General features: G+C 66.8%; 18 protein-coding genes and 1 riboswitch. Of the genes, 8 read left to right on the top strand and 10 right to left on the bottom strand.

The genetic code is table 11. The features are described from left to right. Window positions 1–72: 72 nt before the first annotated feature. The 3 genes from M3I56_RS20350 to cobW are packed head-to-tail and all read right to left on the bottom strand — an operon-like array spanning window position 73 to window position 6,020. Complete coding sequence (locus M3I56_RS20350) at window positions 73–1,110, bottom strand: ATP-binding protein (RefSeq protein WP_254355534.1); 1,038 nt, start codon at window positions 1,108–1,110, stop codon at window positions 73–75. Next, window positions 1,107–4,901, bottom strand: coding sequence for a cobaltochelatase subunit CobN (gene cobN / locus M3I56_RS20345; RefSeq protein WP_254355533.1), 3,795 nt, complete (start codon window positions 4,899–4,901; stop codon window positions 1,107–1,109). The genes M3I56_RS20350 and cobN overlap by 4 nt, the downstream gene beginning before the upstream one ends. 27 nt (window positions 4,902–4,928) lie before the next feature. Next, entirely contained in the window at window positions 4,929–6,020 is a 1,092-nt protein-coding gene (gene cobW / locus M3I56_RS20340; protein WP_254355532.1) for a cobalamin biosynthesis protein CobW, read from the bottom strand. A 213-nt stretch (window positions 6,021–6,233) separates the two neighbouring features. Continuing rightward, window positions 6,234–6,504: riboswitch (cobalamin riboswitch) on the bottom strand. Between cobW and M3I56_RS20335 the strand changes: the two genes are divergently transcribed. From M3I56_RS20335 to bluB, 4 genes are all read left to right on the top strand, one after another. Next, window positions 6,490–7,140 carry a cobalamin biosynthesis protein gene (locus M3I56_RS20335; protein WP_254355531.1) on the top strand — a complete coding sequence of 217 codons (651 nt, stop codon included), beginning with the start codon at window positions 6,490–6,492 and terminating at the stop codon, window positions 7,138–7,140. (Overlaps the previous riboswitch by 15 nt.) Then, window positions 7,137–7,739 (top strand): cob(I)yrinic acid a,c-diamide adenosyltransferase, encoded by a 603-nt coding sequence (gene cobO, locus M3I56_RS20330; RefSeq protein ID WP_028205563.1) that lies wholly within the window; start codon window positions 7,137–7,139, stop codon window positions 7,737–7,739. The genes M3I56_RS20335 and cobO overlap by 4 nt, the downstream gene beginning before the upstream one ends. A 4-nt stretch (window positions 7,740–7,743) precedes the next feature. Beyond that, window positions 7,744–9,054, top strand: a complete 1,311-nt coding sequence (locus M3I56_RS20325) for a cobyrinate a,c-diamide synthase (RefSeq protein ID WP_254355530.1) — start codon at window positions 7,744–7,746, stop codon at window positions 9,052–9,054. Beyond that, the gene (gene bluB / locus M3I56_RS20320; RefSeq protein ID WP_254355529.1) at window positions 9,038–9,730 is read left to right on the top strand and encodes a 5,6-dimethylbenzimidazole synthase; all 693 of its coding nucleotides are present in this window, start codon (window positions 9,038–9,040) and stop codon (window positions 9,728–9,730) included. The genes M3I56_RS20325 and bluB overlap by 17 nt, the downstream gene beginning before the upstream one ends. A gap of 7 nt (window positions 9,731–9,737) precedes the next feature. Here bluB and M3I56_RS20315 read toward each other — a convergent pair whose 3' ends face one another. From M3I56_RS20315 to M3I56_RS20285, 7 genes are all read right to left on the bottom strand, one after another. Continuing rightward, entirely contained in the window at window positions 9,738–10,118 is a 381-nt protein-coding gene (locus M3I56_RS20315; protein ID WP_254355528.1) for a VOC family protein, read from the bottom strand. A 99-nt stretch (window positions 10,119–10,217) separates the two neighbouring features. Then, on the bottom strand, window positions 10,218–10,832 hold the full coding sequence (locus tag M3I56_RS20310) for a DUF4136 domain-containing protein (protein ID WP_254355527.1): 615 nt from the start codon (window positions 10,830–10,832) through the stop codon (window positions 10,218–10,220). Between the two features lie 82 nt (window positions 10,833–10,914). Beyond that, the gene (locus M3I56_RS20305) at window positions 10,915–13,323 is read right to left on the bottom strand and encodes a CHASE2 domain-containing protein (RefSeq protein ID WP_254355526.1); all 2,409 of its coding nucleotides are present in this window, start codon (window positions 13,321–13,323) and stop codon (window positions 10,915–10,917) included. Window positions 13,324–13,349: 26 nt separating this feature from the next. Beyond that, window positions 13,350–14,765: a FecR domain-containing protein gene (locus M3I56_RS20300; RefSeq protein WP_254355525.1), complete on the bottom strand. Its 1,416-nt coding sequence runs from the start codon at window positions 14,763–14,765 to the stop codon at window positions 13,350–13,352. After that, window positions 14,762–15,460: a response regulator transcription factor gene (locus M3I56_RS20295; RefSeq protein ID WP_028205569.1), complete on the bottom strand. Its 699-nt coding sequence runs from the start codon at window positions 15,458–15,460 to the stop codon at window positions 14,762–14,764. The genes M3I56_RS20300 and M3I56_RS20295 overlap by 4 nt, the downstream gene beginning before the upstream one ends. A 253-nt stretch (window positions 15,461–15,713) precedes the next feature. Then, window positions 15,714–16,100: a hypothetical protein gene (locus M3I56_RS20290; RefSeq protein WP_254355524.1), complete on the bottom strand. Its 387-nt coding sequence runs from the start codon at window positions 16,098–16,100 to the stop codon at window positions 15,714–15,716. Between the two features lie 775 nt (window positions 16,101–16,875). Beyond that, a complete protein-coding gene (locus M3I56_RS20285) occupies window positions 16,876–17,826 on the bottom strand; it encodes an SH3 domain-containing protein (RefSeq protein WP_254355523.1) in 951 nt (316 codons plus the stop codon). Between the two features lie 436 nt (window positions 17,827–18,262). Here M3I56_RS20285 and M3I56_RS20280 point away from each other — a divergent pair, with 436 nt between their 5' ends. The 4 genes from M3I56_RS20280 to M3I56_RS20265 all read left to right on the top strand — a co-directional run bounded on the left by M3I56_RS20280 (window position 18,263) and on the right by M3I56_RS20265 (window position 25,698). Beyond that, the gene (locus M3I56_RS20280) at window positions 18,263–20,422 is read left to right on the top strand and encodes a hydantoinase/oxoprolinase family protein (RefSeq protein ID WP_254355592.1); all 2,160 of its coding nucleotides are present in this window, start codon (window positions 18,263–18,265) and stop codon (window positions 20,420–20,422) included. Further along, window positions 20,419–22,743 carry a hydantoinase B/oxoprolinase family protein gene (locus M3I56_RS20275; RefSeq protein ID WP_254355522.1) on the top strand — a complete coding sequence of 775 codons (2,325 nt, stop codon included), beginning with the start codon at window positions 20,419–20,421 and terminating at the stop codon, window positions 22,741–22,743. The genes M3I56_RS20280 and M3I56_RS20275 overlap by 4 nt, the downstream gene beginning before the upstream one ends. Before the next feature lie 48 nt (window positions 22,744–22,791). Further along, window positions 22,792–23,298, top strand: a complete 507-nt coding sequence (locus tag M3I56_RS20270; RefSeq protein ID WP_254355521.1) for an acetone carboxylase subunit gamma — start codon at window positions 22,792–22,794, stop codon at window positions 23,296–23,298. 372 nt (window positions 23,299–23,670) lie between these two features. After that, on the top strand, window positions 23,671–25,698 hold the full coding sequence (locus M3I56_RS20265) for a sigma-54-dependent Fis family transcriptional regulator (RefSeq protein ID WP_254355520.1): 2,028 nt from the start codon (window positions 23,671–23,673) through the stop codon (window positions 25,696–25,698). The last annotated feature ends 2 nt before the right edge of the window (window positions 25,699–25,700 follow it).

Raw genomic sequence — 25,700 nt, 5'->3', positions numbered from 1 at the left:
CGAGACCGCGCCCCGGGCCTTCTCGCCGTCGAGCGCCGCCCTGTGACGAGGCGGCGGCCTGTGCCCGACGGGTCAGCGTTTTTTTGCGGGCAGCGGGATGACATCCTTCACGGCCTTTGCCGCAACGGGCTCGGGCGGCAACTCGCCCCAATCGGTAGCCGATGTTGTTTCGGTATGCCTGTCTTCGCGCCCGGGCGCGGATGCCGGCGGCAGCGGCTCGGGGAAAGACGGCGCATCGGAACGCTGCGGCATGGCGTGCCGGCGATGCGCGAGCACGCAATCGGCAACCTCGTCGACGTGTTGCGGGCTCACCGCTCGCGCCCCTTCAAACGCGGCGAGCGCACGCGCCGCGCGCAGCATCACGAGATCGGCGCGCAAGCCGTCAACGGCAGCCTCGATGCAACGCTGCGCCGCGCGCTCGTGGACGGCATCGCTCCAGTCGAGCTTGCCGAGCATTTCGCGGGCCGCCGCAATACGCTGCGCGAGCGAGCGCTGTTCGGTCTCGTGGGCCGCACAAAACGCCTGCGGATCGGCGTCGAATGCAAGCCGCGCCTTGACGATGCGTTGCCGCTCTGCGACGTCATAAGGCGTGCCGAGTTCGACCATCAAGCCGAAGCGATCGAGCAATTGCGGCCGCAACTCGCCTTCTTCGGGATTCATCGTGCCGACCAGCACGAAGTGCGCGTCGTGCATGTGCGAGACGCCATCGCGCTCCACGGTGTTCACGCCGCTCGCTGCCGCGTCGAGCAGCACGTCGACGAGCGCATCGGGCAGCAGGTTCACCTCGTCCACGTAGAGCACGCCGCCATGCGCGCGCGCGAGCAGCCCCGGCGCGAAGCGCACCGCGCTCTCACGCAACGCCGCTTCGAGGTCGAGCGTGCCGATCAGCTTGTCCTCGCTCGCGCCGAGCGGCAGCGTGACGAACGCGCCTTCCGGCAAGAGCGCCGCGAGCGCACGCGCCGCCGTGGATTTCGCGGTGCCGCGTGGCCCGCTCACCAGCACGCCGCCGATCGCGGGGTCGATGGCCGCGAGCAGCAGCGCGCGCTGCAACGGCGCCTGGCCGACCAGCGCGGTAAAGGGAAACGCGGGACGCGTGGCCGCAGCGCTCATGGTCCTGATCCTTCCAGATGCTGCCCGGCTTCGAGCAGACGGTGTTCGAGTTGTGCGCGATGCTCGCCCGGCTCCTGCCAGAGACCGCGCTGGATCGCTTCGAGCAGGCGCTCGCACACGGCATGCAGCGCGTGCGGATTGTGGCGCTGCATGAACTCGCGCGTGTCGTCGTCGTGCACGTAGGCGTTCGCGACGAGCGCGTACTGATGATCGCCCACCACGCGCGCGGTCGCGTCATAGCCGAACAGATAGTCCACGGTCGCCGCCATTTCCGCCGCGCCCTTGTAACCGTGACGCTTCACGCCGTCGATCCACTTCGGGTTCACCACGCGCGAGCGGATCACGCGGGCGATCTCTTCGTGCAGCGGACGAATGCGCGGCGCAGCGGGGTTGCTGTGGTCCGCGTGATAGAGCGCCGGCTGCGCCTGCGAAAAATGCCGCGCTGCCGCGGCCATGCCGCCCTGGAACTGGTAATAGTCGTTCGAGTCGAGCAGGTCGTGTTCGCGGTTGTCCTGGTTCTGCAGGACCACATCGAGCGTCGCGAGACGCGCGCGGAACGCATCGCTCGCCTCGTCGCCCGCGCTCTTTTGCGCGTAGGCGTAGCCGCCCCACGCCTGATATGCGTTCGCGAGATCGGCGTCGGTCTGCCACTGGCGATGGTCGATCATCGACTGCAAGCCCGCGCCGTACGCGCCAGGACGCGCGCTGAACACGCGCCAGCCCGCGCGGCGGCGCGCCTCGTCGGTGGCCATGCCGTTCGCAACCAGCGCATCGCGCTCGCGCAGCACGCGTGCGTGCAGCGGGTTCTGGTGCTCCGGCTCGTCGAGATCGGCCACGGCTTGCACGGCGGCGTCGAACAGATGCATCACGTTGGGAAACGCGTCGCGGAAGAAGCCCGATACACGCAGCGTCACGTCGATGCGCGGCCGGTCGAGCGCCTCGACCGGCATGATCTCGAAGTCGGTCACGCGCTGGCTACCGGCGGCCCACTTCGGCCGCACGCCGATCAGCGCGAACGCCTGGGCGATGTCGTCGCCGCCGGTGCGCATCGTCGCCGTGCCCCAGACCGAAAGCCCCACGGCGCGCGGGAAGTCGCCGTGCTCCTGGAGATGTCGCTCGATCAGCTGCTGCGCCGATTTCATGCCGAGCGCCCACGCGGCCTGGGTCGGAATGGCGCGCGTATCGACGGAGTAGAAGTTGCGGCCCGTGGGCAGCACATCGGGGCGGCCGCGCGAAGGCGACCCGCTGGGGCCTGGCGGTACGAAGCGGCCTTCGAAGCCACGGCGCAACTGGCGCATCTCTTCGGGGCCGCAGGCGTCGAGGCGCGGCAGCACGTCGTCGCGCAGGCGCGCGAGCACCTGGGCCGCGTGCGGCAGCGATGCCCGCTCCGCATCGCTTCGTTGGCCTGAGCAAATGTCTTCAATCAGCGTGGCTGCGAACCTTTCCAGGCGTTCGCGCGTGTCGCCCGCATGACGCCATGGCGTATCGCTCACCGCAGCGAGCTGCGGCGGACGCGGGCCCTGCCACGGCGCAGCCCAATCGACCGTGGCAGGATCGACGAGGTGATCGATGCGCAGGTCTCGCGCGAGCGCGTCGATGAGGCCCGCGTTCGCGCCCTGCCCGTCGCCGCATGCATAGCGCCCGAGCGCGAGCAGCGTGTCGCGCCGCTGCTGGCCTTGCGGCGATGCGCCGAACGTATGCAGGCCGTCGCGAATCTGGGCTTCCTTCAGCTCGCAGAGGTAAGCGTCGGCGCGCGTGAGCAATTCGTCTTCGCCGGCCTGATCCTGCGGCGCGGAAACGCTCAATTCCTCATGCAGCCGGTGCTCGATGATCGTCGCGAGTATGGTCTTGCGCAGCAGCTTCGCGCGGCGCGGGTCCACCATCAATGCTTCGTAATACTCATCGACCTGACGTTCCAGGTCTTGCAGCGGCCCGTAGTTTTCGGCGCGCGTGAGCGGCGGCATCAGGTGATCGACGATCACGGCCTGGGCGCGGCGCTTGGCCTGGCTCCCCTCGCCCGGATCGTTGACGATGAACGGGTACAGATGCGGCAGCGGCCCGAGCGCCATGTCGGGCCAACAGGTGTCGGCGAGCGCCACACTCTTGCCCGGCAGCCACTCCAGGTTGCCGTGCTTGCCCACGTGCGCGATGGCGTCGATGCCGAACGTCTCGCGCAGCCAGAAGTAGAACGCGAGATACGCGTGCGGCGGCACGAGTTCGGCGTCGTGATAGTTCGCGTAGGTGTCGTCGCCGCGCGAGCGCGAAGGCTGGATGCCCACGAACACCTGGCCACAGCGCCAGCCCGCAATCATGAAGCGGCCGCGGCGCACCGTTGGGTCGTCCTCCGGCACGCCCCAGCGCGCGATCAGCGCGTTTTGCGCCTCGGCGGGCAACTGCGAGAAGCGCGCGCGGTAGTCGTCGAGGGAAAGACTCTGCCATGCGGGACGCAGCGCGCGCGTGTCGGGATCGTTCGTCACGCCCTGCGTGAGGATGCGCATGAGCGCGTCGCCGTCTGCGGGCAAATCGGCCACGCGATAGCCTTCGTCGCGCAGCATGCGCAGGATGCCAACCACCGAGGTCGGCGTGTCGAGCCCCACGCCGTTGCCGATGCGCCCTTCGCTCATTGGATAGTTCGCGAGCACGAGCGCGAGCTTCTTCTCTGCGTTCGGCAAGCTGCGCAAACGACACCACCGGCGCGCCAGTTCGGCGACGAACGCCACGCGTTCGATATCGGGCTGATAGCGCACGACATCGACCTGCGTCTGCTTGCAGTGGTACGCGAGGCCCTTGAAGCTGATCGCGCGCGTAATCACGCGGCCATCTACTTCGGGCAGCGCGATATGCATGGCGATGTCGCGCGAATTCAGGCCGTGATTGTCCTTCACCCAGTCTTCGCGATTGCCGCCGCTCAGGATCACCTGGAGCACAGGCGCGTCGCCGGCCAGCGCGATCGGTTCGGGGTCGTCGAGCGACGAAGCCGCGAATGCGGTGGTATTCAGCACGAGTGAGACGTCGTGCTCGGCCGCCAGTTGATCGAGCACGTCGCGGCTCAAGGTGTCCTTGAGCGACGTGATCGCAAGCGGCAGCGGGTTCATGCCGCGCGTGAGCAGCGCGGCGATGAGGGCATCGAACGCGGCGGTGTTCGCCGCCTGCAGATGCGCCTTGTAAAACAGCAGCGCGACGACCGGCGCGCCGGGTTGCCAGCGCGCGCGCCATTCGTCGATGGTCGCGACGTCGCGCTGCGGGCAATAGAGCGCGGCGGCCGGCAGCGCGACGGGCGGCGCAGGCTCGCTGCCCCAGTCGAATGCCCGCCACGCGAGCGCACGCAGGAACGACTCGGCGTTGGCCGCGCCGCCTTCGCGCAGATAACGCCACAGCAAGCGGCAAAACTCGGGCTCGGCGCGGCTCTTCGCGATGAGATTGGGGTCTTCCTGCAAGTCGCCGGAAAACATCGCGAGCAGTTGCCCGCGGCGCTCGGCGAGCGAGACGACCTGCTCGATGCCATAAGGCCAGTATGTTTCGCCGCCCAGATGATCGACCACCACCACGCGCGCGTGCTGCAGGACGTCTTCGACGTAGAAGTCCACCGACGCGGGCTGGCGCAGATACGTGACGTTCGCGAGCCGCACGCTGGGAAAACCTGCGGGCAAGCGCGGCACGACGCTCGCCAGCAGCGCGAGCGTCGTGTCCGCCGAACTGAGCACGACGATCTCGGCGGGCTGCTGGTCGATACGGATAACGCCCTGCGTGTCGTCGACGAAACCGCCGGGCGTGGTGCGCAGCAAATGCATGGGACGGCCTCGTCTAGCTCGGCACGTTCACTTCGCGGCCGCGGTCTGCACGTTCGCCAATGCGGCGTCGAAGGCCGCTTGCAGCGTCGCGCCATCGAGGTCCTCGCCGATCAGCACGAAGCGGCTCGCCAGCGGCTGCGCCGCGCTTTCCTGCGTGTTCCAGCGGCGGTCGAAATAGCTGTCGAAGCGGCGGCCCACGCCTTGAATCACGAGGCGCATCGGCGCGCCCGGCAACGCGGCAAAGCCCTTCACGCGATAGATCGTGTGCGCATCGACGAGTTGTTGCAGCGCCTCGATCACGGTCTCGCGCGAAGCGGCATTGCCTGACACCACAACCGAGTCGAACTCGTCATGGTGATGATCGGGATCGTCGGCGGAGCCGTGATGGTCGTGCCGCAGATGAATGCTCTCCTCGGAGGCCGCCTCGAGCCCGAGCAGCGTATGCAGATCGAGCTTGCCGTGCTGCGCGCGCACGATCTTCACTTGCGGCGGCAGCTCTTCGCGCAGCTCGGCGATGAGCGCGTCCTGGCCCGCCTCGTCGAGCAGATCGGTCTTGTTGAGAATGACGAGGTCGGCGGCCGAAAGCTGGTCTTCGAACAGCTCATGCAGCGGCGATTCGTGATCGAGATTCGGGTCGGCGCGGCGCTGCGCGTCCACGGCCTGGGGATTTTCGGCGAACTGGCCGCTCGCAGCGGCAGGGCCGTCCACCACGGTCACGACCGCATCGACGGTGAACGCGTTGCGGATCGACGGCCAGTTGAACGCCTGCACGAGCGGCTTGGGCAGCGCGAGACCCGAGGTTTCGATCAGCACGTGATCGACATCGCCCCGGCGTTCGAGCAGTTTCTCCATCACGGGGAAGAACTCTTCCTGCACGGTGCAGCAGAGGCAGCCGTTCGCGAGTTCGTAGAGCTGCCCTTCGGTTTCGTTGCCGTTTTCGTCGCAGCCAATGCCGCAGCCACGCAGAATTTCGCCGTCGATGCCGAGTTCGCCGAATTCGTTGACGATGACCGCGACGCGCAGGCCGCCCGCGTGCTGAAGAATGTGACGCAGCAGCGTGGTTTTACCGCTGCCGAGAAAGCCCGTCACGATCGTGACCGGAATCTTGCGCATTTGCATGAAGTGCTCCTTCGGCGCCAGGCCGGATCGAGGGGCATGGTGCGTCGCGCCTGCCGTTCGTGCGGGTGTCGTGTTGCGCTCACGCGCGTATCCGTGGAGACGCTGTCACGCGTAACGATTCAACAACCTGCAGGGGACGAACGACCAGAAACGCACCCGGGCCACGCCCAGCTGACGCATGAAAATCACGGATCCGGCACCGCATCCCCGCAGCGCGAATCCCACGTATCTGGCCGGTATCCGGACTGACGAGACACCGCTTCGCCTTCCCGCGCGAGTGGCCTTGCGGCCGTCTTGCACAGTGGCGTGGACTGCGTAAAGCATGGAAGCGGTTTGCGGCATTCGTGCGAACGCCGCGCTCGTTGTACCGTTGCGGGTGCAGTTCAGGTTGGCCATGCCCGAGGCGGGATGGCTCCCTGATTCCCGTTTAACTGCGCGCGCATTATGAGTCGCGCACGCGAGCACCAGAGTGCGTGCGAGTGTAGGCGCGGGGGGCCTGCGCGTCAAGGAAGGCGTGGGAAGCCGCAAACGCGTGTGCTATCGTAGCGCGCATCCGGCGCCGGCCGGAACGCGACTCTTTTGCTCGTTTTGCCTCTGCGATCAGCCTTCGATCGACGCTCTCGCCGTGAATCCTGCCGAAAATCGCGCCTCGCGCGCAGCCTCATTCGAAGCCACGCTGGAACCCATGCAGCGCGTGCCGCCGCTCGCGCTCGGCATCGGCTGCCGGCGCGGCGTGACACTCGCGCAGATCGAAGCCGCGGTGCGCGCCGCGCTCGGCGCGTGGCCGCTCGACAGCGTAACGGCTGTGGCAACGCTCGACGCCAAAGCCGGCGAACCCGCCTTGCAAGCGTTTTGCGCCGCACATGCGCTGCCGCTGCAAACGTACACGCGCGAGCAACTCGCCGCGACGCCCACACGGGCGGCGCCCTCCGCAGCCGCGCAAGCGCAGTTCGGCGTGGACGGCGTGTGCGAACCCTGCGCGCGTCTTGCAGCGGGCGGCGCTCCGCTCGTGCGCGGCAAGCTGGCGCTCGACGGTGTGACGGTCGCAATCGCAGGCTTTCTGCCAAACCACGCAAACGCGGACGCGAAGGCGCCGCAACCAACCCACTCCCGACGATGAAAACCGATCCCGAATCGCACCAACGCATGACGCAACGCCGCCGCGAAGGCCACGAGAAGAAGCAGGCCGCCGCGACGCACGAAAAGGGCCTGCTGATCGTCAACACCGGCAACGGCAAGGGCAAGAGCACGGCCGCGTTCGGCATGGCGGTGCGCATGCTCGGCCACGGCATGAAGCTTGGCGTCGTGCAGTTCATCAAGGGCGCGCTGCACACGGCCGAACGTGATTTTCTCGGCAGCGTTGCGCACTGCGATTTCGTGACGATGGGCGACGGCTACACCTGGAACACGCAGAATCGCGACGGCGACATCGCCACCGCGCGCAAGGGCTGGGACGAAGCGAAGCGCATGATCGAGAGCGGCGAGTACGCCATGGTGATCCTCGACGAACTCAACACGGTGCTCAAATACGAGTACCTGCCGCTCGACGAAGTGCTCGGTGTGATCGCGTCGCGCGCGCCGCACGTGCACGTGGTCGTGACGGGCCGCCATGCCCCCGACGCCCTGATCGAAGCCGCAGACCTCGTCACGGAAATGCGCCTCGTGAAGCATCCGTATCGCGAGCAAGGCGTGAAAGCGCAAAAGGGCGTGGAGTTTTAAGCGCATGAGCGCAACCTTTGCCTGCCCCGCGCTCTTCATCAGCGCGCCCGCGTCGGGTCAGGGCAAGACCACGCTCACGGCTGGCCTCGCGCGCCTGCACCGGCGCGCGGGCCGACGCGTGCGCGTCTTCAAGACTGGGCCGGATTTTCTCGACCCGATGATCCTCGCACGCGCGAGCGGCGCGCCGGTGCTCTCGCTCGACCTGTGGATGGTGGGCAAAGAGGCGTGCCGCGCCCTGCTCGCGCAGGCCGCGCGCGAAGCCGACCTGATCCTCATCGAAGGCGTGATGGGCCTGTTCGACGGCACGCCGAGCAGCGCCGATCTCGCGACCGCGTTCGGCGTGCCGGTGGCCGCCATCGTCAGCGCGAAGTCGATGGCCCAGACCTTCGGCGCGATCGCGTTCGGTCTCGCGCGTTTTCGGCCGGACGTGCCGTTTCATGGCGTGCTGGCGAACCGCGTGGGCTCAGCGCGTCACGCGCAAATGCTGCAGGAGGCATTGCCCGCCGACGTGCGCTGGCTCGGGCACGTCGCGAGCGAAGCAACGATGGCGCTGCCCGACCGTCATCTCGGTCTGCATCAGGCGGCGGAGATCGACGACCTCGACGCGCGCATCGAACGCGCCGCGGACGCGCTCGCGCAAACCGCGCTCGTCGAATTGCCGCCTGCGGTGACATTCTCCGATCCTTCGCATGACGAAACGATTGCGCGCCAGCTCGAAGGCCATCATATCGCCGTTGCCCGCGACGCCGCGTTCTCGTTTCTCTATCCGGCGAACGTCGCGTTGCTCGAATCGCTGGGCGCGAACGTGAGTTACTTCTCGCCGCTCGCGAACGAGCCCGCACCCGCCGGCGCAGAGGCGATCTTTCTGCCGGGCGGCTATCCCGAGCTACATGCTTCGACGCTCGCGCACAATACGCAGAGCGCGAATTCGTTGCGCGCGCATGTATCTGCGGGCAAACCGCTCGTCGCCGAATGTGGCGGCATGCTCTATCTGCTCGATGCCCTGACCGACGTAGAAGGCACGTGCACGCCGATGCTCGGCCTGCTACCAGGCGTTGCGGTCATGCAAAAGCGCTTCGCGGCGCTCGGCATGCAGCAGTTCGACGGCGCGCATGGCGCGCTGCGCGGCCACACGTTTCACTACTCGCGCATGGCCACGCCGCTGGCGCCCGCGCTCACGGCACACCACGCACAAACTGGCGCGCCCGGCGAGGCGCTGTACCGGCACGGCTCGATCACGGCCACCTATATGCACGCTTACTGGCCCTCCAACCCGGCTTTCGCGGCCGCACTCTTTCATGGCACAGCCCTTTGACGAAGCCGAACGCGCGGCGGTCTACCGCGCGATTTACGAGCGCCGCGACATGCGGCACTTCGCACCGGGCCCGATCGATCCCGCGACGCTCGCGCGCCTGCTCGACGCCGCGCATCACGCGCCGAGCGTAGGCTTCATGCAGCCGTGGCGGATCGTGCGCATCACGGACCATTCGCTGCGCGAGCAACTTCACGCGACAGTCGAGCGCGAACGCATTGCAACCGCCGATGCGCTGGGCAAACGCCGCGACGAGTTCATGAAGCTCAAGGTGGAAGGCATGCGCGATTGCGCCGAGGTGCTCGTGGTCGCGCTGATGGATCGCCGCGAAGCCCACGTCTTCGGCCGCCGCACGCTGCCCGAGATGGACCTCGCCTCGGTGGCGTGCGCGATCCAGAACATGTGGCTCGCGGCCCGCGCCGAAGGGCTCGGCATGGGCTGGGTGTCGATCTTCGACGTCGACGAGGTGCGCGCCCTGCTCGCCATGCCGCCCGGCGCCAAGCCGGTGGCGATACTCTGCGTGGGTCAGGTCGACGCATTCTACCCGCAGCCGATGCTCGAAATGGAGAAATGGGCGGAACGCAAGCCGCTTGGCGAATGCGTGTTCGAAAACCGCTGGCCGCAGGACGAGGCGGCCAGCGTGCCCGCGGCGGCGCCGGATGCCACGCCTGGCGCCTGACGCCCGCTTACGCTTCGCGCGCGTAGCAGACGGCCTCGACGTTGTTGCCGTCGGGATCGATCAGGAATGCTGCGTAATAGTCGGGACTGTAGTCGGCACGCAGGCCGGGTTCGCCATTGTCTTTCGCGCCTGCGCGCAGGCCCGCTTCATAGAAACCAACGACCGCCGCGCGGTTCGCCGCCGCGAACGCCACATGCACGCCGCGCGGCGCGAGCGCGGCGTCGGCGGAGACGGCGTGCAGCCAGAGTTTGGGCTCGCCCGGCTGGCCGAGCCCCGCGTAGGTGTCGTCGCGCATACACACCACGACGCCTAGCGGCGCGAGCAGCGCCTCGTAAAAACGCACGCTGCGTGCGAGATCCGGCACGCGCAATCCAATGTGATCGAACATGAGCGACTCCCGTGATGTCTGCGCGCAACCGTTGCGCCAGATTCTGGAGCCAGCATAACGCCTTCGCGTTCGACGCGGCCTGGGGAAAGTTGCCCTGAACTACTGCGGATTGACGGGTGAGACGGAGAGCACTTCCGGTATGCCCGGCGCGTGATCCGCCGTGCCGGCGTTGGCCGGCCCCTTCAGCTTGACGCGCCATTGCGGCGCGCCCGCGTACGGCAGCCGCGCCAGTGCGCCCGCCACGAGGTACGGCACGGCCTCGCGTGCATCGGCGTTGCGGTCGCGCTTCACGGCGCTCACCTTGTAGACCTCGCCACCATCGGGCAACGCGAAGAAACGCAGCGTCAACGTATGCACGTAGGGCCGCCCGAACCACGGCAACGACGGCCCCTCGGCCGGCGCGCAGCCGGCGCCGCAGCCGGCGTCCACGACTTTCACCTCGGCGGGATGCGTGTCCCACGCCACCGAGACGAGATAGCGCGCCGCCTCGGGCGCGCCTGCCTTGAAGCCGCGCTGCGCGAGCCCATCGCTCAGCAACGCCTGGTACGGGAGGATCTCGCCCGCATCGGCCTGGGCGGGCGTTGGCGCAAAACGGTAGGTCGCGGTGGCCGCAGCGGGCAGTGCGCCCGTGGCCGCGACGTCGGTCGTCACGCCCGCACATCCGGCGAGGGCGACGAATATCGGCAGGAGACAGATCGACAGCAAGGTCTTCACGAAACACTCCATCGGGTTGCCGCCGGCATGCGGCCAGCGGCATTCGGGTTATTCATGCGCAGCCGCAACGGCCCGGTGCGGCTCAAACCGGCGCGTCGAACGCGGGCAGCGACATCGTCAGGACGGTGCCCTTGCCTGGCTCGCTGTCCAGCTGGACGTCGCCGCCGTGGCGCGTCACGACGGTTTTCACGAACGCCATGCCGAGCCCCGCACCGCTCACCTCGGGGCGCTGTTCCGCGTGAAAGCGCTGGAACGGCTGGAACAGCCTCGCCTGATCCTCCTGCGCGATGCCGTAGCCCTGATCGCGAATCGAGCAGACCACACGCGGCGCAACGCGCTCGTCCAGCGCGACAGTGCAGACGATGCGCGTATCCGCAGGACTGTACTTCACGGCATTGTTCAGCACGTTCACGAGCGCGCGCGTCATGAGCGAGCGGTCGGCGTTGATCCAGCCCATCTGCTCGCCTTCGAACACGGTGTCGATCTGGATGCGTTTCGCGTGCGCCTGCGGCCACACTTCGTCGCTCGCGTCGATCACCAGTTCCGCGAGGCTCGTGGGCTCGAGCGCATACACCTGCGACTCGGCGCGCGCGAGTTGCACGAAGTCGTCGGCGAGCTTGAGCGAGCGGCGCGCGTAGCGCTCGATACGCTCCATCACGCCGCGCACGGGCTCCGAGGCGAGCGCGCCGCGCTCGCGCTCCGTTTCGACGAGCGCGACGATCGAGGCCTGCGGCGAGCGCATGTCGTGCGACAGCAGGCGCAGCGCGTCCTCGCGCTGGCGTTCGGCGTCGTGCAGCTCGGTCACGTCGACGAGACCCGCGATCCAGCCCACCGCCTGCCCCTGCGCGTTCGTACAGCGCGCGTAGCGCAGCAGATAGTCGCTGCCGTCGCGCGCGCGCACTTCCACGCCGCGCTCCATCAGCTCCGCGAACTCGTCGCGCGCCGGGTCGAGCGGCGCGGGCCAATGCGCGTGCGCAAACGCCATCGCATCGGGCGCCGGGTCGATCGGCTTGACAAGCGCGAGGTCGCCGAACACGTCCTGCATCCGGCGCCCTTCCGCGGCGCTCACCGCCAGGCGCTCGAGATACGCACGCGAAGCATGATTCGCGATCAGCACGACACCGCGCAAATCGGCCACGAGAATCGGCTCCGGCACGGAATCGAGGCTGTCCCACACGAAGCGGCGCATGTCCTGCAGCCGCTGCGCGGCCTGCGCCATGAGCGCCATTTGCTGGGCGAGCGCGTCGCCAGCGAATTCGCGGCGCGGCGTGGCCGCCTCGGGCAACAGGTAAGGTTCGTCGGCAAGCTGGCGCAGTTCCTTGCGCAGGTAAGCCATCGTCATTTCGAGGCGGCGCCAGCTCCACGCCGGATAGGCGATCAGCAGCGCGACGATCGCGGGCACGGGCGAGAGCCAGAGGCGCGCGTGCAGCATGCCCGCGCTCGCACCGAGCGACACGACGATCAGGAACGCGAGCAGCAGCAGCGTGCGCAACGGCGAGAGCACGAGGAATCCCGCCAGCAGCAGCACGAGCGGCGCGAGCGAAGCAAGCACGACCATGACCGGCGGCACGGGCTGGATGGCGCTGCCGTTGAGCAGCGTGTCGAGCACGATGGCGTGGATGTACACGCCGGGCAGCGGCCCGAGCGTACCCGAGAGCGGCGTGGCGAAGCGGTCGTAGAGCCCCGAGGCCGTGACGCCGACGATCGCCACGCGCCCGCGCAACTGCTCGGGCGGCACGCGGCCTTCGAGTACGTCGGCGAAGGAGACCTTATGGAAAGTCTGCGAATTCGCGCCGAACGGAATCAGGAAACGCGACTCGGTATCAGGCGCCGCCGCATGCAGCACATCATCGCGCTGCGCGGCCGCGGGCGTGCCATGCGCGAGCTTCACGACGCCGTTGCGCACGGCCCGCCAGACCGGCACCATCAGTTGCGGCCAACGCTGCTGCGCGTCGCCTTCGAAGAGCGCGACGCTGCGCACGATGCCGTCGCTATCGACTTCGAAGTTGATATGGCCCATGCCGGCGACCGCCTGCGCAAGCGGCGCAACCGGGCGCACGGCCTCGCGGCGACCGGTGTCGTCGGGGGGGGTGAGCAGGATGGGGAGGAACGCCGGGCGCGCGCGCAGCGCCTGCGCAAAGTGCGCATCGTCGGGAGACGATTCGGTGAACAACACGTCGTAGACGACGGCCGCGGCGCCCGCTTTCGCGAGCTGATCGACGAGCCGCGCATGCAGCTCGCGCGGCCACGGCCAGCGCCCGAGCGCGGCGACGCTAGCATTGTCGATCTCCACCAGCACGATGTCGGGCGACACCGGCAGCGCGCGCGCAGAGAGCAGGCGGTCATAGACCAGATGGTCGGCGCCGCTCGTGAGCCGCCAGAGCACGCAGAGCACGACCACGACCACGCCCGCGCAGCCCACTCCGGCCCATTCGAACAGGAAGCGTCGCCCGACGGAGCGGCCAAGGCGCGCGGGCTGCCTCATGCTCATGCGCGGCTCCACCTCGTCTGGGCGAGTCACCAGTCGAGCCTGAACGACTGGACCGGGCTTGCCTTCTGGTAATAGTGGCCGTTGTCGAACTGCTCAGCGATCACCGTCCAGTAGTAGACGCCCTTCGGCAGGTCGCGCACGACCGCGTCGCCCGCCGTGATGTCGGTACGGTCGATGAGCGGCGCGCGCAGATCGGACGTCGTGCCGAGCACGAAGCGAAAGCGCGTGTTCGGCGCGTTGCGGTCGATGAACCAGCGGAACGCGAAGTCGCGCGAGCCTTCAATCGGGCCGGCGCTCGTGCCGAGCGCAACGCGCCGGCGCTCGAACGCATATGACACCGGCATGCCTTCGAGACCGCGAGCGTCGATAGCGGAGATGCGTACGAAGTAGGTGCCGTCGTCGAGGTTGGCAAACGACACGCGCGGGTCGGCGCTGCGCTGGTCGCGCATCATGTCGAGCAGGCCCGCGTCGCGACCGATTTGCACGCGCCAGGCGCTCGCACCCGCTGTGGGCGCGATTTCGAAGGCGACGTCTTCGTCGTCCTGCACCTTGGACGGATGCAGCAGCTCGGGCGCGTCGAGCAGCGTGACGGGCGCGCCCGCCGGCTGGCCCGCCAGCGTGAGGTTCCCATGGTGCGCGGCGACGAGTTGCTCCGAGGCGCTGAGCGGCGTACCCGGTGCCGGCGGCTGCGCGCGAGCACCGTGGCGGTTACGGGCCGGCGAGTCGGCGTCGACGCCCACCGCGCCGTCCAGCACCTCGACCGCCGTCGCACCCTTGTCGCCGTCATAGCTCACGCGAAACTGCGTGCCGCGCACGCCGGCCACCACGGAAGGCGAGCGGATCTGGAAGCGATCGTCCTTCTTCGTGGCATGGGTGACCTCGCTGTTCACCTCGCCATGGTGGAGATCGACGATGCGGTCGGTCGCGCCGGTGAGCGCCGTTTGACGCAGCGTGGCAAGGTCGAGCGAGGTATCGGGCGGCAGCGCGATATGCGAACCGTCGGCCAGTTCGAGGGTGGCGAAGCCGTTGTGGCCGGTCTGCACCCGGTCGCCTTCGACGAGGCTTGCGCCGACCGTGAGCGGCAGGAGCGGACCGGCGCGGAACGCATGCTGCACCGGACCGTTCGCGGCGACCACCTGCGCGCTCAGGCCATCCTGGCGCAGCAGCGCGACCGGCACGCGCAGCGTCGTGCCCGGCCGGAGGTGGCGCGGCTCGCTCACATGATTGAGGCTCGCGAGCTTCTTCCAGTCGGCGGGATTGCGCAGATAACGCGTGGCGATGTCGTAGAGCGAGTCGCCGGGGCGCGTGACGTAGGTGGTCATCTCGGGCGGCTGCGACGCAGCGCCCTCACGCGCCTCGGCGCCGCGGGGAAGTGCAAGGAACGCGAGCGCGAAGGCAAGGAACGGCGCCGCGGTCGCGCGCACCGCACGCGCGCCCCTCACGCGTTGTCCCCCTCGATACGCTCGAGCCGGTAACCGTAGCCGTAGATCGGCGTGAGGCGATAGCCGTTTTCGGGGCGCAGGCCGAGCTTCGAGCGCAGCATGGAAACGTGCGTGTCCATCGTGCGCGAAGGAATGTCGTCGGACTGCTTCCAGATCACGTCGAGAATGTGCGCGCGCGACAGTGGCCGGCTCAGGTGCTGAAACAGCAGCAGCGCGAGATCGAACTCCTTCTGCGTGAGCGCGACGTTGCGGCCGCTCACTGAAGCCTGGCGCGACTTCAGGTCGAACTCGTACTCGCCGAAGGTTTCCTTGAACGCGGGCGTGTGCAGTTGATAGGCGCGGCGCAGCAGCGAATTGACGCGGGCGATCAGCACCGGCGCCGAGACAGGCTTGACGACATAGTCGTCGGCGCCGGCGTTGAGCATTTGCGCGATGTCGGCCTCGCGGCTGCGGCTCGTCATGAAGAGCACCGGCAGGCGCGTGGAGAGGCTCTGCCGCACCCAGTGCAGCACTTCGTCGCCCGCCATGTCGGGCACGTTCCAGTCGAGCACGAGCAGATCGAATGTCTGCCGCCGAAGCTGCCTGACGAGCTCGCTGCCCTTGGCAAACGCGTGGCAGGCGTGGCCTGCCGCGCTCAAGGCCTGGCAGACGAACTCTGTCTGCGCTGCATCGTCATCCAGTACTGCAACTCTCATAGCACCCCGCAACCAGGTTTGTTATTCATCGTCTCAGGATGGGCTGCCTCCCTGCCGCACCGCGCTGCTACCGGGACCATCGTCTGGCAGGCTCTGGCGCGCGCACCGGCGCCGGGTCGCCGGCCATCCGCCCGGGCCCTGGCGGCACGCGGGACCCGCCGTGCGCCGAAGCCTGCTACATTCGCCGCGTCTCGAAAAAAATGGGAGCGCGAGGCCGCGCTCGACTTCGGTGAACAGATCGCTCTCATGTTAATCACTCATGGTAGTCGAATTTGCCTTCGTTCGAACCGGGCCTGGCCTCCTCGCCCGCAGCCGACGGCGATTGCGCGAGCAGCGCGGTCAGATGGGAGCGCACGTGCTCCCATGCCGCGTGCGCATAGTCGGGCTGCAGGGCCGCGCGCGACTGCGCCATCATGAACACGCGCAGCACTGTGGACGAACACTGTGTCAGGCGCTCGGCCGCGCCGAAACGCGAAAGGTTCAGCGCTTCGCTGAGCCACGGGAGTTCGGCCGCGCAGGAATCCGCGTAGGCCTCCATCGCGGCGCGCGCATGGCGGTCGCGCGCGAGGTCGAGTTCGATGCGGTCGAACTCGCGGCCGCTGTCGGGCCCGTCCGCGCGCGAGCCCGGTGGAAAACGCATACGGCCGGATCGGAAAAACATGTAGCCCCCGTGAAGACAAGCAGGCAGAGCGTCAGAAGTGTGAAGCGGCCAGGCGTTTTTTCGCGGACGCAACAACGTCGAGCCGCTCGCAATGCGCGAAGCGGCAAAGAGAATGCGTTCTGAAGTGCGGAAAAAAATGTGGCGACGGCCGCGTGCAGCGCACTGCATGGTCTCCGGATTCCGCCCCCGGAGTCGGACCGCCAGCGCAGTCATCGTCGTACGCGGCGCGAGCCCCGCTGCCAGCGTCACCGCCCGACGCTGTCAGCTGGCCGCAGCCGCCTCCCTGCACGACGAGGCACGTGCCGCCATCGCCACGTCCACCTCAAAGCACTGGTTTTCCCAGCGTTATCCGGCGAACTCGGGTTCGCTCTGACTTCCTCTTGCTGACTGCGTCGCCAGGTCCCGAGCGAGCCAGCCCCCGTAGCAGATATCCGTTGCCAGCGGCGCATGCGCGAAGCTCGCGTGGCGCTGGCGGCGTGCGGCCATGCCTGCATTAGCCGCGACGACGTATTCTCACCTGGGCGCCATGAATTTACTGTCAGGGATTGTTAAATCTGTCAGAACCGACGAAAAGCGGAGAAAAGCCAGTCGGATGGCATGGGTTGGGCGATGGCTCTTGCGAGCTTGCGTAACGCGGCGCATGACCGTCATGCACCTTGATTGATTCGCAATCCTAATTCGCAGTCGGAAAACAGCAGCGGCGGGATTCCCGCCATGGAGATCCCGCCGCTGCAGCGAAGAAACGCGCTATGCGTCAGTGCTCGGTTTGCCGCTCGTTGCCCCGTTCGCCACCCTGGCTGGGAGCACGGCCGCCCTGACCACCCTGAGGCGGCGCGGCCGGCCGCCCCTGCGGTTGTTGAGGTGCAGGCGCGGGCCCGGGCGCACGCATGCCGCCCTGCGGCTGGGGCGCCGGCTCCCGCGCATAGCCCTGCGCGGGAGCGCCGGCCGGCGGCCGGCCGCCGAATTGCTGCTGCTCGGGCGGATGGCCCGCCTCGTGGGGACGCATGGTGCCCGGCTGCTCCACGTTGCCGGGCGCGCGTGGCGGTTCTCCATTGCCGGGCGGGCGTCCCGCGCCCTGCGGCGGCATGTAGCCCGGCGCACGCGGCGCTTCGGGGTTGCCAGGCGGGCGTTGCGCTCCGGGCGGCGGTGCGCCGCGCATCGGCTCATTGGGCGCGGGCGGGCGGCCGCCACCGCCAGGCTGAATGGCGGGCGGACGGCCCGGCGCACCATGCCACGCCGGCGCAGTCGGCGGGCGGCCGCGTTCAGGCGGCGGCACGTGCTCCCAGCGCTGGTGTTCGCCATACCATGGCCGGTCGCGATAGAAACTGCCCCAGTAGGCGCCGAGCGAGAACGCCACGATCGGCAGGCCGATCTCCGCGCCATAGTCGGTGAGCGGCACGTAGTTGCCCTGATACGGATAACTGAGATACCCACCGTAGACCCAGCCGCGCAGACCGGGCACCGTGACGTCGCACCACGAATAGTCGCCCACGCAGCCCATCACGGTGACGGGCTGGCCGGGTCCCAGTTCGGCAACGACGGGATAGTCGCCTGAAGGCCCGGCGTATAGATCCACCGGTTCGCTCGTGTAGGCCGCAGATTGCGCGCTGGCGTCGGACGACGCGAGCACGAGGCCGGTTGCGAGGCACGCGCTGGCGAGCGCAGGGACGAGCGCACGCAGGCGCGTGTTGAGGCGCTTGGACATTGTTTCTCCCTGTTCCAGCTAATTTGTTTTGGGGTGAGCAATTGCCGTGCCTGGCCCCATCTCTCGTTGCGGCGCTGCTTCGAGATTATTCGTTTTCTTTGACGTAGTGAAGTCGCTGCGCGACTGGACGTATCCGCTCCCTCATCCAGGTGAGCCCGCAACGACATTCACCATCCGATGCGCTCGACCGACCGGCATTCGATCGCCGGTCAAGGCTGAAAACCGGCCGTCGAGCTGCTGTTCTGGACGCACCGCCTCCCCGCCCTTGCGCCTGGCTCTGCTCGCGCGGCCTTGTCACGCGGGGCTCTGGTCTGGATTGCCCGCCAATGGCATGGCTGTTGCAGAGACGAGCGCGAGCCGCCACATCGCATGCGATGCATTCGGTCAAACGTGAGCAACGCGGCTCGTGACTACTTCAATCATTGGAGACGAAACCATGGAAGGGCTTTCGCAAGTCCAGGTGTTGGGCATCGACGCCGGCGGCACGATGACCGACACCTTCTTCGTGCGCGCCGATGGGCGATTCGTCGTCGGCAAGGCGCAGAGCAACCCTGAGGACGAATCATTCGCGATCTTCAACTCGTCGCAGGACGCGCTCGCGCACTGGCAGCGCGACGTCGACGCCGTCTATCCCGAACTCGTGACCTGCGTGTACTCCGGCACGGCCATGCTCAATCGCGTCGTGCAGCGCAAGGGGCTCGACGTCGGGCTGCTCGTGAATAAAGGCTTCGAGCACGTGCACTCGATGGGCCGCGCGATCCAGAGCTACCTCGGCTATGCGCTCGAAGAGCGGATTCATCTGAACACGCACCGCTATGACGAGCCGCTCGTGCCGCTCTCGCGTACGCGCGGCGTCACCGAGCGCACCGACGTCCAGGGTGAAATCGTCATTCCCGTACGCGACGCCGAAGTGCGGCAGGCGACGCGCGAACTGGTCGCAGCGGGCGCGAAGGCCATCGTGATCTGTCTCCTGCAGTCACACAAGAACGCTACGAGCGAGCGCCTGGCGCGCGACATCGTGCGCGAGGAACTGAAGGCGATCGGCGCGGACATCCCGGTGTTCGCCTCGGTCGACTACTATCCGCAGCGCAAGGAAAGCCACCGGATGAATACGACCGTGCTCGAGGCCTATGCAGCCGAGCCGTCGCGGCAGACGCTTCAAAAGGTCAGCGACCGCTTCCGCAAGCACGGTGCGAAATTCGACCTGCGGGTCATGGCGACCCACGGCGGCACGATCAGCTGGAAGGCGAAAGAACTCGCGCGCACGATCGTCTCGGGCCCGATCGGCGGGGTGATCGGCTCGAAGCTGCTCGGCGAGGCCCTCGGCTACGACAACATCGCATGCTCGGATATCGGCGGCACGTCGTTCGACATGGCGCTCATCACGAAGGGCAACTTCGCGATCGCATCGGATCCGGACATGGCTCGCCTCGTGCTGTCGCTCCCGCTCGTCACGATGGATTCAGTGGGCGCCGGCGCGGGCAGTTTCGTGCGACTCGATCCCTATAGCGGCGCGATCAAGCTCGGCCCGGACAGCGCCGGTTATCGCGTCGGCACCTGCTGGCCGCAGAGCGGGCTCGCGACCGTGTCGGTCTCCGACTGCCATGTGGTGCTGGGCTATCTGAACCCTGACAACTTCCTCGGCGGCCAGATCAAGCTCGATGTCGACCGCGCGCGCGAGCACATCAAGGCGCAGATCGCCGGTCCGCTCGGGCTCTCTGTCGAAGATGCGGCCGCTGGCGTAATCGAGTTGCTGGACCTGCAACTGCGCGAGTACCTGCGCTCGAACGTCAGCGCGAAAGGCTACAACCCGACGGAGTTCGTCTGCTTTTCGTATGGCGGCGCGGGCCCGGTCCACACGTACGGCTACACCGAAGGGCTCGGTTTCAAGGATGTCGTGGTGCCCGCGTGGGCCGCCGGCTTCTCGGCATTCGGCTGCGCGTGCGCGGATTTCGAGTATCGGTATGACAAGAGTGTCGATCTGGCGCTGCCGCAACTCGCCAGCGACGACAACAAGGTCCTCGCCGCACAAACCATCCAGAAGGCGTGGTCAGAACTCGCCGCCAAGGTGGTCGAAGAATTCCGCATCAATGGCTTCAGCGACCAGGACGTGATCCTGCGCCCGGGTTTTCGCATGCAGTACATGGGGCAGCTCAACGACCTCGAGATCGAATCGCCCATCGCCAGCGCCGCGCAGGCAGGGGACTGGGACCGCATCGTCGCGGCATTCGAGGACACCTACGGCCGCGTCTATGCCAGTTCGGCGCGTTCGCCCGAGCTTGGCTTCTCTGTCACCGGCGCCATCATGCGCGGCATGGTGATCACGCAAAAGCCCGTGCTCCCCGAGGACGCGGAAGGCGGCGCCTTGCCGCCGGCCGAGGCGCGAACCGGCGTGCGCAGGCTCTATCGCAACAAGCAATGGCATGACGCCGTCCTGTGGAAGATGGAGGCGCTCAAGCCCGGCAACGAGATCACCGGCCCGGCCATCATCGAATCCGACGCGACAACCTTCGTCGTTCCGAAAGGTTTCGCGACCACGCTCGACAAGCATCGCCTCTTCCATCTCAGGGAAGTCCAGCAAGGAGACACGCAATGAACATGCTATCCAGCCAGGAAGTTGGCTTCGCCGACCTCCTCAAGAACGGCCAGACCCTCAAGCAGTTCCGCGACGGCATCCTCGCGCGCACCGGTCAAACGGGCCATTACAACGGGCTTGAGCGGCTCGAATTGCGCGAGCGCGATCCGATCCGCTACGAAAAGATGTTTTCGAAGCTGCGCGGCGGCCTCGTCCATGCGCGCGAAACCGCGAAGAAGATCGCGGCAAGCCCGATCGTCGAGCAGGAAGGCGAACTGTGCTTCACGCTTTACAACGCTGCGGGCGACTGCGTGCTGACCTCCACCGGCATCATCATCCACGTCGGCACGATGGGCGCGGCGATCAAGTACATGATCGAAAATAACTGGGAAGCGAATCCCGGCATTCATCCCGGTGACATGTTCACCAACAACGACTGCTCGATCGGCAACGTCCATCCGTGCGACATCGCGACGATCGTGCCTATCTTTTCGCACGGCAAGCTGGTCGGCTGGGTGGGCGGCGTGACCCACGTGATCGACACGGGCGCAGTGACACCGGGATCGATGTCGACAGGCCAGGTGCAGCGCTTCGGCGACGGCTACATGATCACGTGCCGAAAGACCGGCGTGAACGACACACCGCTGCGCGACTGGCTCCACGAGAGCCAGCGTTCGGTACGCACACCGAAGTACTGGATTCTCGACGAACGCACGCGCATTGCCGGCTGCCACATGATCCGCAACCTGATCGAAGAAGTGATCGAAGAGGAAGGGCTCGATGCGTACGATAAGTTTGCCTATGAAGTGATCGAGGAAGGACGCAGGGGTCTGCAGACCCGCATCAAGGCGATGACGCTGCCGGGCAAGTATCGCAAGGTCGCCTTCGTCGACGTGCCGTACAACCATCCCGATGTGCAGACCTCGTCGGCGTTCGCGAAACTCGACTCGATCATGCACTCGCCCGTGGAGATGGAAATCCGCAAGGACGGTACGTGGCGGCTCGACTTCGAGGGCGCGAGCCGCTGGGGCTGGCACTCGTACAACGCGCACCAGGTCGCGTTCACGAGCGGCATCTGGGTCATGATGACGCAAACACTCGTCCCCACGCAGCGCATCAACGACGGCGCGTATTTCGGCACCGAGTTCCATCTGCCCAAGGGCGCGTGGATGAATCCGGACGACCGCCGCACGGGTCACGCCTATGCCTGGCACTTCCTGGTTTCGGGCTGGAGCGCGCTGTGGCGAGGTCTCTCGCAGGCCTACTTCAGCCGCGGCTATCTCGAGGAAGTCAACGCCGGCAACGCCAACACGTCGAACTGGCTGCAGGGCGGCGGCATCAACCAGGATGGCGACATCCATGCCGTCAACAGCTTCGAGGCTTCGTCGTGCGGCACGGGTGCCTGCGCAGTCAAGGACGGCCTCAGTCATGCCGCCGCGATCTGGAATCCCGAAGGCGACATGGGCGATATCGAGATCTGGGAGATGGCGGAACCGCTGCTCTACCTCGGCCGCAACATCAAGACGAACTCAGGCGGCTACGGCAAGTATCGCGGCGGGTGCGGTTTCGAAACGCTGCGCATGGTGTGGAAGGCGCAGGACTGGACCATGTTCTTCATGGGCAACGGCTACATGAACAGCGATTGGGGGCTCATGGGCGGCTACCCGAGCGCCACCGGCTACCGCTTCGAGGCGCACCGCACCGGCCTGAAGGAGCGCATCGCACTGGGCGAAAGCCTGCCGCTCGGCGGCGATGCCAACCCCGATTTCCCGGACTACGAGAATCACCTGAACGCGGGCGCCATCATCAAGCGCGATCATCAGTGCATGACCACGGAGGACTGCTACAGCAACTACGATCTTTACCTCAACTATCTGCGCGGCGGCCCCGGCTTTGGCGACCCGCTCGATCGCGAGCCCGAAGCCGTCGAACGGGATCTGAACAGTGCCTTGCTCTTGCCCGAATACGCGCAGAAGGTGTACGGCGCCGTCGCGACGAAGGATGCCAACGGACTCTGGACCGTCGACGCAAAAGCAACTGCGCTGCAGCGTGTCGCGATCCGCAATGAGCGCCTGGCCCGTTCGCAACCCACGCGCGAATGGATGAAAAGCGAACGCGAGCGCATCGTGCTCAAACACGCCGCGCCCCAGGTGCAGCACATGTTCGCAACGAGCTTCGGGCTTTCGACGAAGTTCGAGCAGCAGTTCCGGGCGTTCTGGGATCTGCCGGACTCGTGGACGCTCACTGAAGACGAGCTCGACGTACCGACCTACGGCTCGAAATTCCGCATGGACCTCTCGAAGATGCCCGACGTCAAGACCGTCGTGCTGGTCGAAGAGTAAGTCCGCCGGCTTTCGCGCAACCATCAAGGAATTCGAGGAGGAAACGCCATGTCCACCTACACCAGGGAACAGATCAGGAATCTGGTCGACGGCAAGCTCGACTGGGACACGACGCTGCGCATGCTGTCGATGCCCAAGGACGGCGAGCGGTTTCAGATGTACGTCGAGTCGCTGCAGGCCAGGCTCGGCTGGAAGGACCGCATTGTGCTGCCGCTCGGGCCGCACCTGTACATCGTGCAGCAATGGGCGACGAAGAAATGGGTCACGCAGTGCGACTGCGGCCACGTGTTCTGCGACTACCGGGAAAACTGGAAGCTGCACGCCAACATCTTCGTACGCGATTCCGACGAAGCCATGGACGAGGTCTATCCGCGGTTGATGGCGCCCGATACACAATGGCAGGTGTACCGCGAATACTACTGCCCCACGTGCGCAGCGATGCATGACGTGGAGGCGCCTACGCCGTGGTATCCGGTCGTCCATGACTTCGAGCCCGACATCGACGCGTTCTACGCCGAATGGGTCAAGCTGCCGGTCCCCGAGCGGGTCGATTAGGCTGATGTTCGAACCGACCGGCGCGCCTTGACGCCGGTGTGCCCCGCTTTCGCACAGCGCGAAGCGGGGCGTTCGTTTTCCGGCCGTTCGATTTCCGGACAGCCGGCGTGTTTCCGGTCGCGCTTTCGCTCAACCAGTTGAAGCCGACTCGCCCGATTGCGCTAGCGGCATGCACCACGAGGCCCGCCGGGGGCCGGCTGGCGCACGCATTGCTTGTACGGGATAGATTGCGAGCCGGTCATGGCGCCGGATCGGAGTACGATACCCAGCAACGAGCCCGGCCGGTCCTGCCGGGCAAGACTGGAATGAAAAAAGAGGCCGGTTGCAACGGCCTCACGGTTTGCTGCAAACGCGAACTGCCAGGAGACAGGTATGCAACAGACAGGCACGCCCATGGACTGGTTTTCCAGTCCCCAGCACGACGCCGGCATCATGACGGCATGGGAGCATCGGGTGGGCGGCGACGAATGGCACTCGACCGAGGTGCGCGGCGTCGTCGACGATTCGTGGCAGCGCTGCCTCCTGGGGCAGGTCAACCCGGCAGCGGATCGCGCACCGCCGCCGCTCGGCGAAGACCAGCTGATGCAGTGGCAAGGCGCCAGCAATCGTCTGATCAGCGCAAGTCTGCCGCTCATGCAGCAAATCCGCGAGTTGCTGACGCAGACCGGTACGGTCATGCTGCTTGCCGACCCGGACGGCATCGTCCTGAAGCACGAAGGCGACATGCGGATCATCGAGCCCGCGCGTGAGGTCGGGCTCGTGCCCGGCTGCAACTGGACCGAGCTCAACTGCGGCACCAACGCGATCGGGACTGCACTCGCACTGGGGCAGCCCGTGCAGATTCACGGCGCAGAGCACTTCTGCGCCGGCATCAAGCGCTGGACCTGCTCGGCAACCGTCATCCGCGATCCGTTCCATGGCCACGTGCTGGGCGTGATCGATGTCTCGGGACTCGCGGACACCTACAGCCGCTACACGCTTGCGCTGACCGTGTCGCTCGCGGGGCGCATCGAAAGCCGGCTTGCCAAGGATGCCATGCAGCGGCGTTTGCGCGTGCTGGACCTGTGCGCGTCACACCTGGGTACCAACGGCCCGGACGGGGTACTCATCGTTGACGAGCAGGGGCGTCTCGTCAAGGCGAATGCCCAGATCGTGCCCGCGCTGCGGCGACTCGGTTTCGACGTGCAGCTCGACGCCAGCTTCATGCTGCCGGGACTGGACACCAGGTCAGGCACCGTCGCTTCGGCCGCAGCACCGGCCTGGCTGCGGCATGCCCATGTCGAAATACTGCGCGAAGACGGTGTCGTGGGTTTCATGATCGTGATCCCCGGCGCCCCCGCCGTTCGCGGCGCAAAACCGGTTGCCCGCGAACGCGAGCCACATCACGTCGCGACCCGCGGCTTCGGGCGCATTGTCGGAGACAGCCGCGTATTGCGCGCGGCCGTCGACAAGGCGCGCCAGCTCGCGCCCTCGAAGGTCCCTGTCCTGTTGCTCGGCGAGACAGGCGTGGGCAAGGAGCTCTTCGCGCAAGGCATCCACCAGGCCAGCGAACGGGCAAACGGGCCATTCGTCGCACTGAACTGCGGCGGACTCTCGAAAGACCTGCTTGCGAGCGAACTGTTCGGCTATGCCGAAGGTGCTTTTACCGGGGCGCGAAAGTCGGGAGCAGCGGGCAAGATCGAAGCGGCCAACGGCGGCACGCTGTTTCTCGACGAGATCGGCGAAATGCCGCTCGACATTCAGCCGCATCTGCTGCGCGTTCTGGAGGAAAACGAAATATACCGGCTAGGCGAGAACACGCCGCGCAAGGTCAACTTCCGGCTCGTCGCCGCAACCCATCGCGACCTGAAGGATGCCATTGGCAAGGGCACGTTCCGCATGGACCTGTTCTACCGCATTGCGGTGACGACTGTGTCGATTCCGAGTCTGCGTGAGCGTACAGAAGATCTGCCTGCCCTCATTGCATACTGGCTCGAGCATATGTGCGCATCTTACGGTTTGCAGGACAGATCGTTCGACGATGAGGCCTATGCCTGTCTGCTCGATTATTCGTGGCCGGGCAACGTGCGCGAGCTGCGCAACGCGATCGAAGGCGCCCTCCTGCTAACCCACGGCCCGACGATCAGCGTGGAGACATTACCCGCGGAGGTTCGCGCGCCTGTGGTGCCAGTCGAGTGCGGCGCGCCAGGCGCTGCAGGCACATCGGAACAAGGCGCGGAGGCATCGCTGCGAATGACCGAAGCCGAAACGATCCGCCGGGCGCTCGATCGCCACGCCGGCAATCTCACGCAGGCAGCGAATCAGCTGGGCATCGCCAAAAGTACGCTTTATGAAAAGGTCCGCAGATACGGCCTCGTGGCAGCCGTGAGTCACGCGCGCCGGTCACGGGGTTTGCGCTAGAC

Source organism: Paraburkholderia sp. CNPSo 3281 (assembly GCF_024206515.1).
In the GTDB taxonomy this organism is placed as follows: Bacteria; Pseudomonadota; Gammaproteobacteria; order Burkholderiales; family Burkholderiaceae; genus Paraburkholderia; species Paraburkholderia nodosa.
Note: the sequence above shows the minus strand (reverse complement) of the source record. Positions and strands in the feature narration are given on the sequence as shown.

Coding starts and splice junctions, on each gene's coding strand:
- M3I56_RS20350 (WP_254355534.1), bottom strand. CDS start 1,110: ATGAGCGCTGCGGCCACGCGTCCCGCGTTTCCCTTTACCGCGCTGGTC.
- cobN (WP_254355533.1), bottom strand. CDS start 4,901: ATGCATTTGCTGCGCACCACGCCCGGCGGTTTCGTCGACGACACGCAG.
- cobW (WP_254355532.1), bottom strand. CDS start 6,020: ATGCAAATGCGCAAGATTCCGGTCACGATCGTGACGGGCTTTCTCGGC.
- cobO (WP_028205563.1), top strand. CDS start 7,137: ATGAAAACCGATCCCGAATCGCACCAACGCATGACGCAACGCCGCCGC.
- M3I56_RS20325 (WP_254355530.1), top strand. CDS start 7,744: ATGAGCGCAACCTTTGCCTGCCCCGCGCTCTTCATCAGCGCGCCCGCG.
- bluB (WP_254355529.1), top strand. CDS start 9,038: ATGGCACAGCCCTTTGACGAAGCCGAACGCGCGGCGGTCTACCGCGCG.
- M3I56_RS20315 (WP_254355528.1), bottom strand. CDS start 10,118: ATGTTCGATCACATTGGATTGCGCGTGCCGGATCTCGCACGCAGCGTG.
- M3I56_RS20305 (WP_254355526.1), bottom strand. CDS start 13,323: ATGAGCATGAGGCAGCCCGCGCGCCTTGGCCGCTCCGTCGGGCGACGC.
- M3I56_RS20295 (WP_028205569.1), bottom strand. CDS start 15,460: ATGAGAGTTGCAGTACTGGATGACGATGCAGCGCAGACAGAGTTCGTC.
- M3I56_RS20290 (WP_254355524.1), bottom strand. CDS start 16,100: ATGCGTTTTCCACCGGGCTCGCGCGCGGACGGGCCCGACAGCGGCCGC.
- M3I56_RS20285 (WP_254355523.1), bottom strand. CDS start 17,826: ATGTCCAAGCGCCTCAACACGCGCCTGCGTGCGCTCGTCCCTGCGCTC.
- M3I56_RS20280 (WP_254355592.1), top strand. CDS start 18,263: ATGGAAGGGCTTTCGCAAGTCCAGGTGTTGGGCATCGACGCCGGCGGC.
- M3I56_RS20275 (WP_254355522.1), top strand. CDS start 20,419: ATGAACATGCTATCCAGCCAGGAAGTTGGCTTCGCCGACCTCCTCAAG.
- M3I56_RS20270 (WP_254355521.1), top strand. CDS start 22,792: ATGTCCACCTACACCAGGGAACAGATCAGGAATCTGGTCGACGGCAAG.
- M3I56_RS20265 (WP_254355520.1), top strand. CDS start 23,671: ATGCAACAGACAGGCACGCCCATGGACTGGTTTTCCAGTCCCCAGCAC.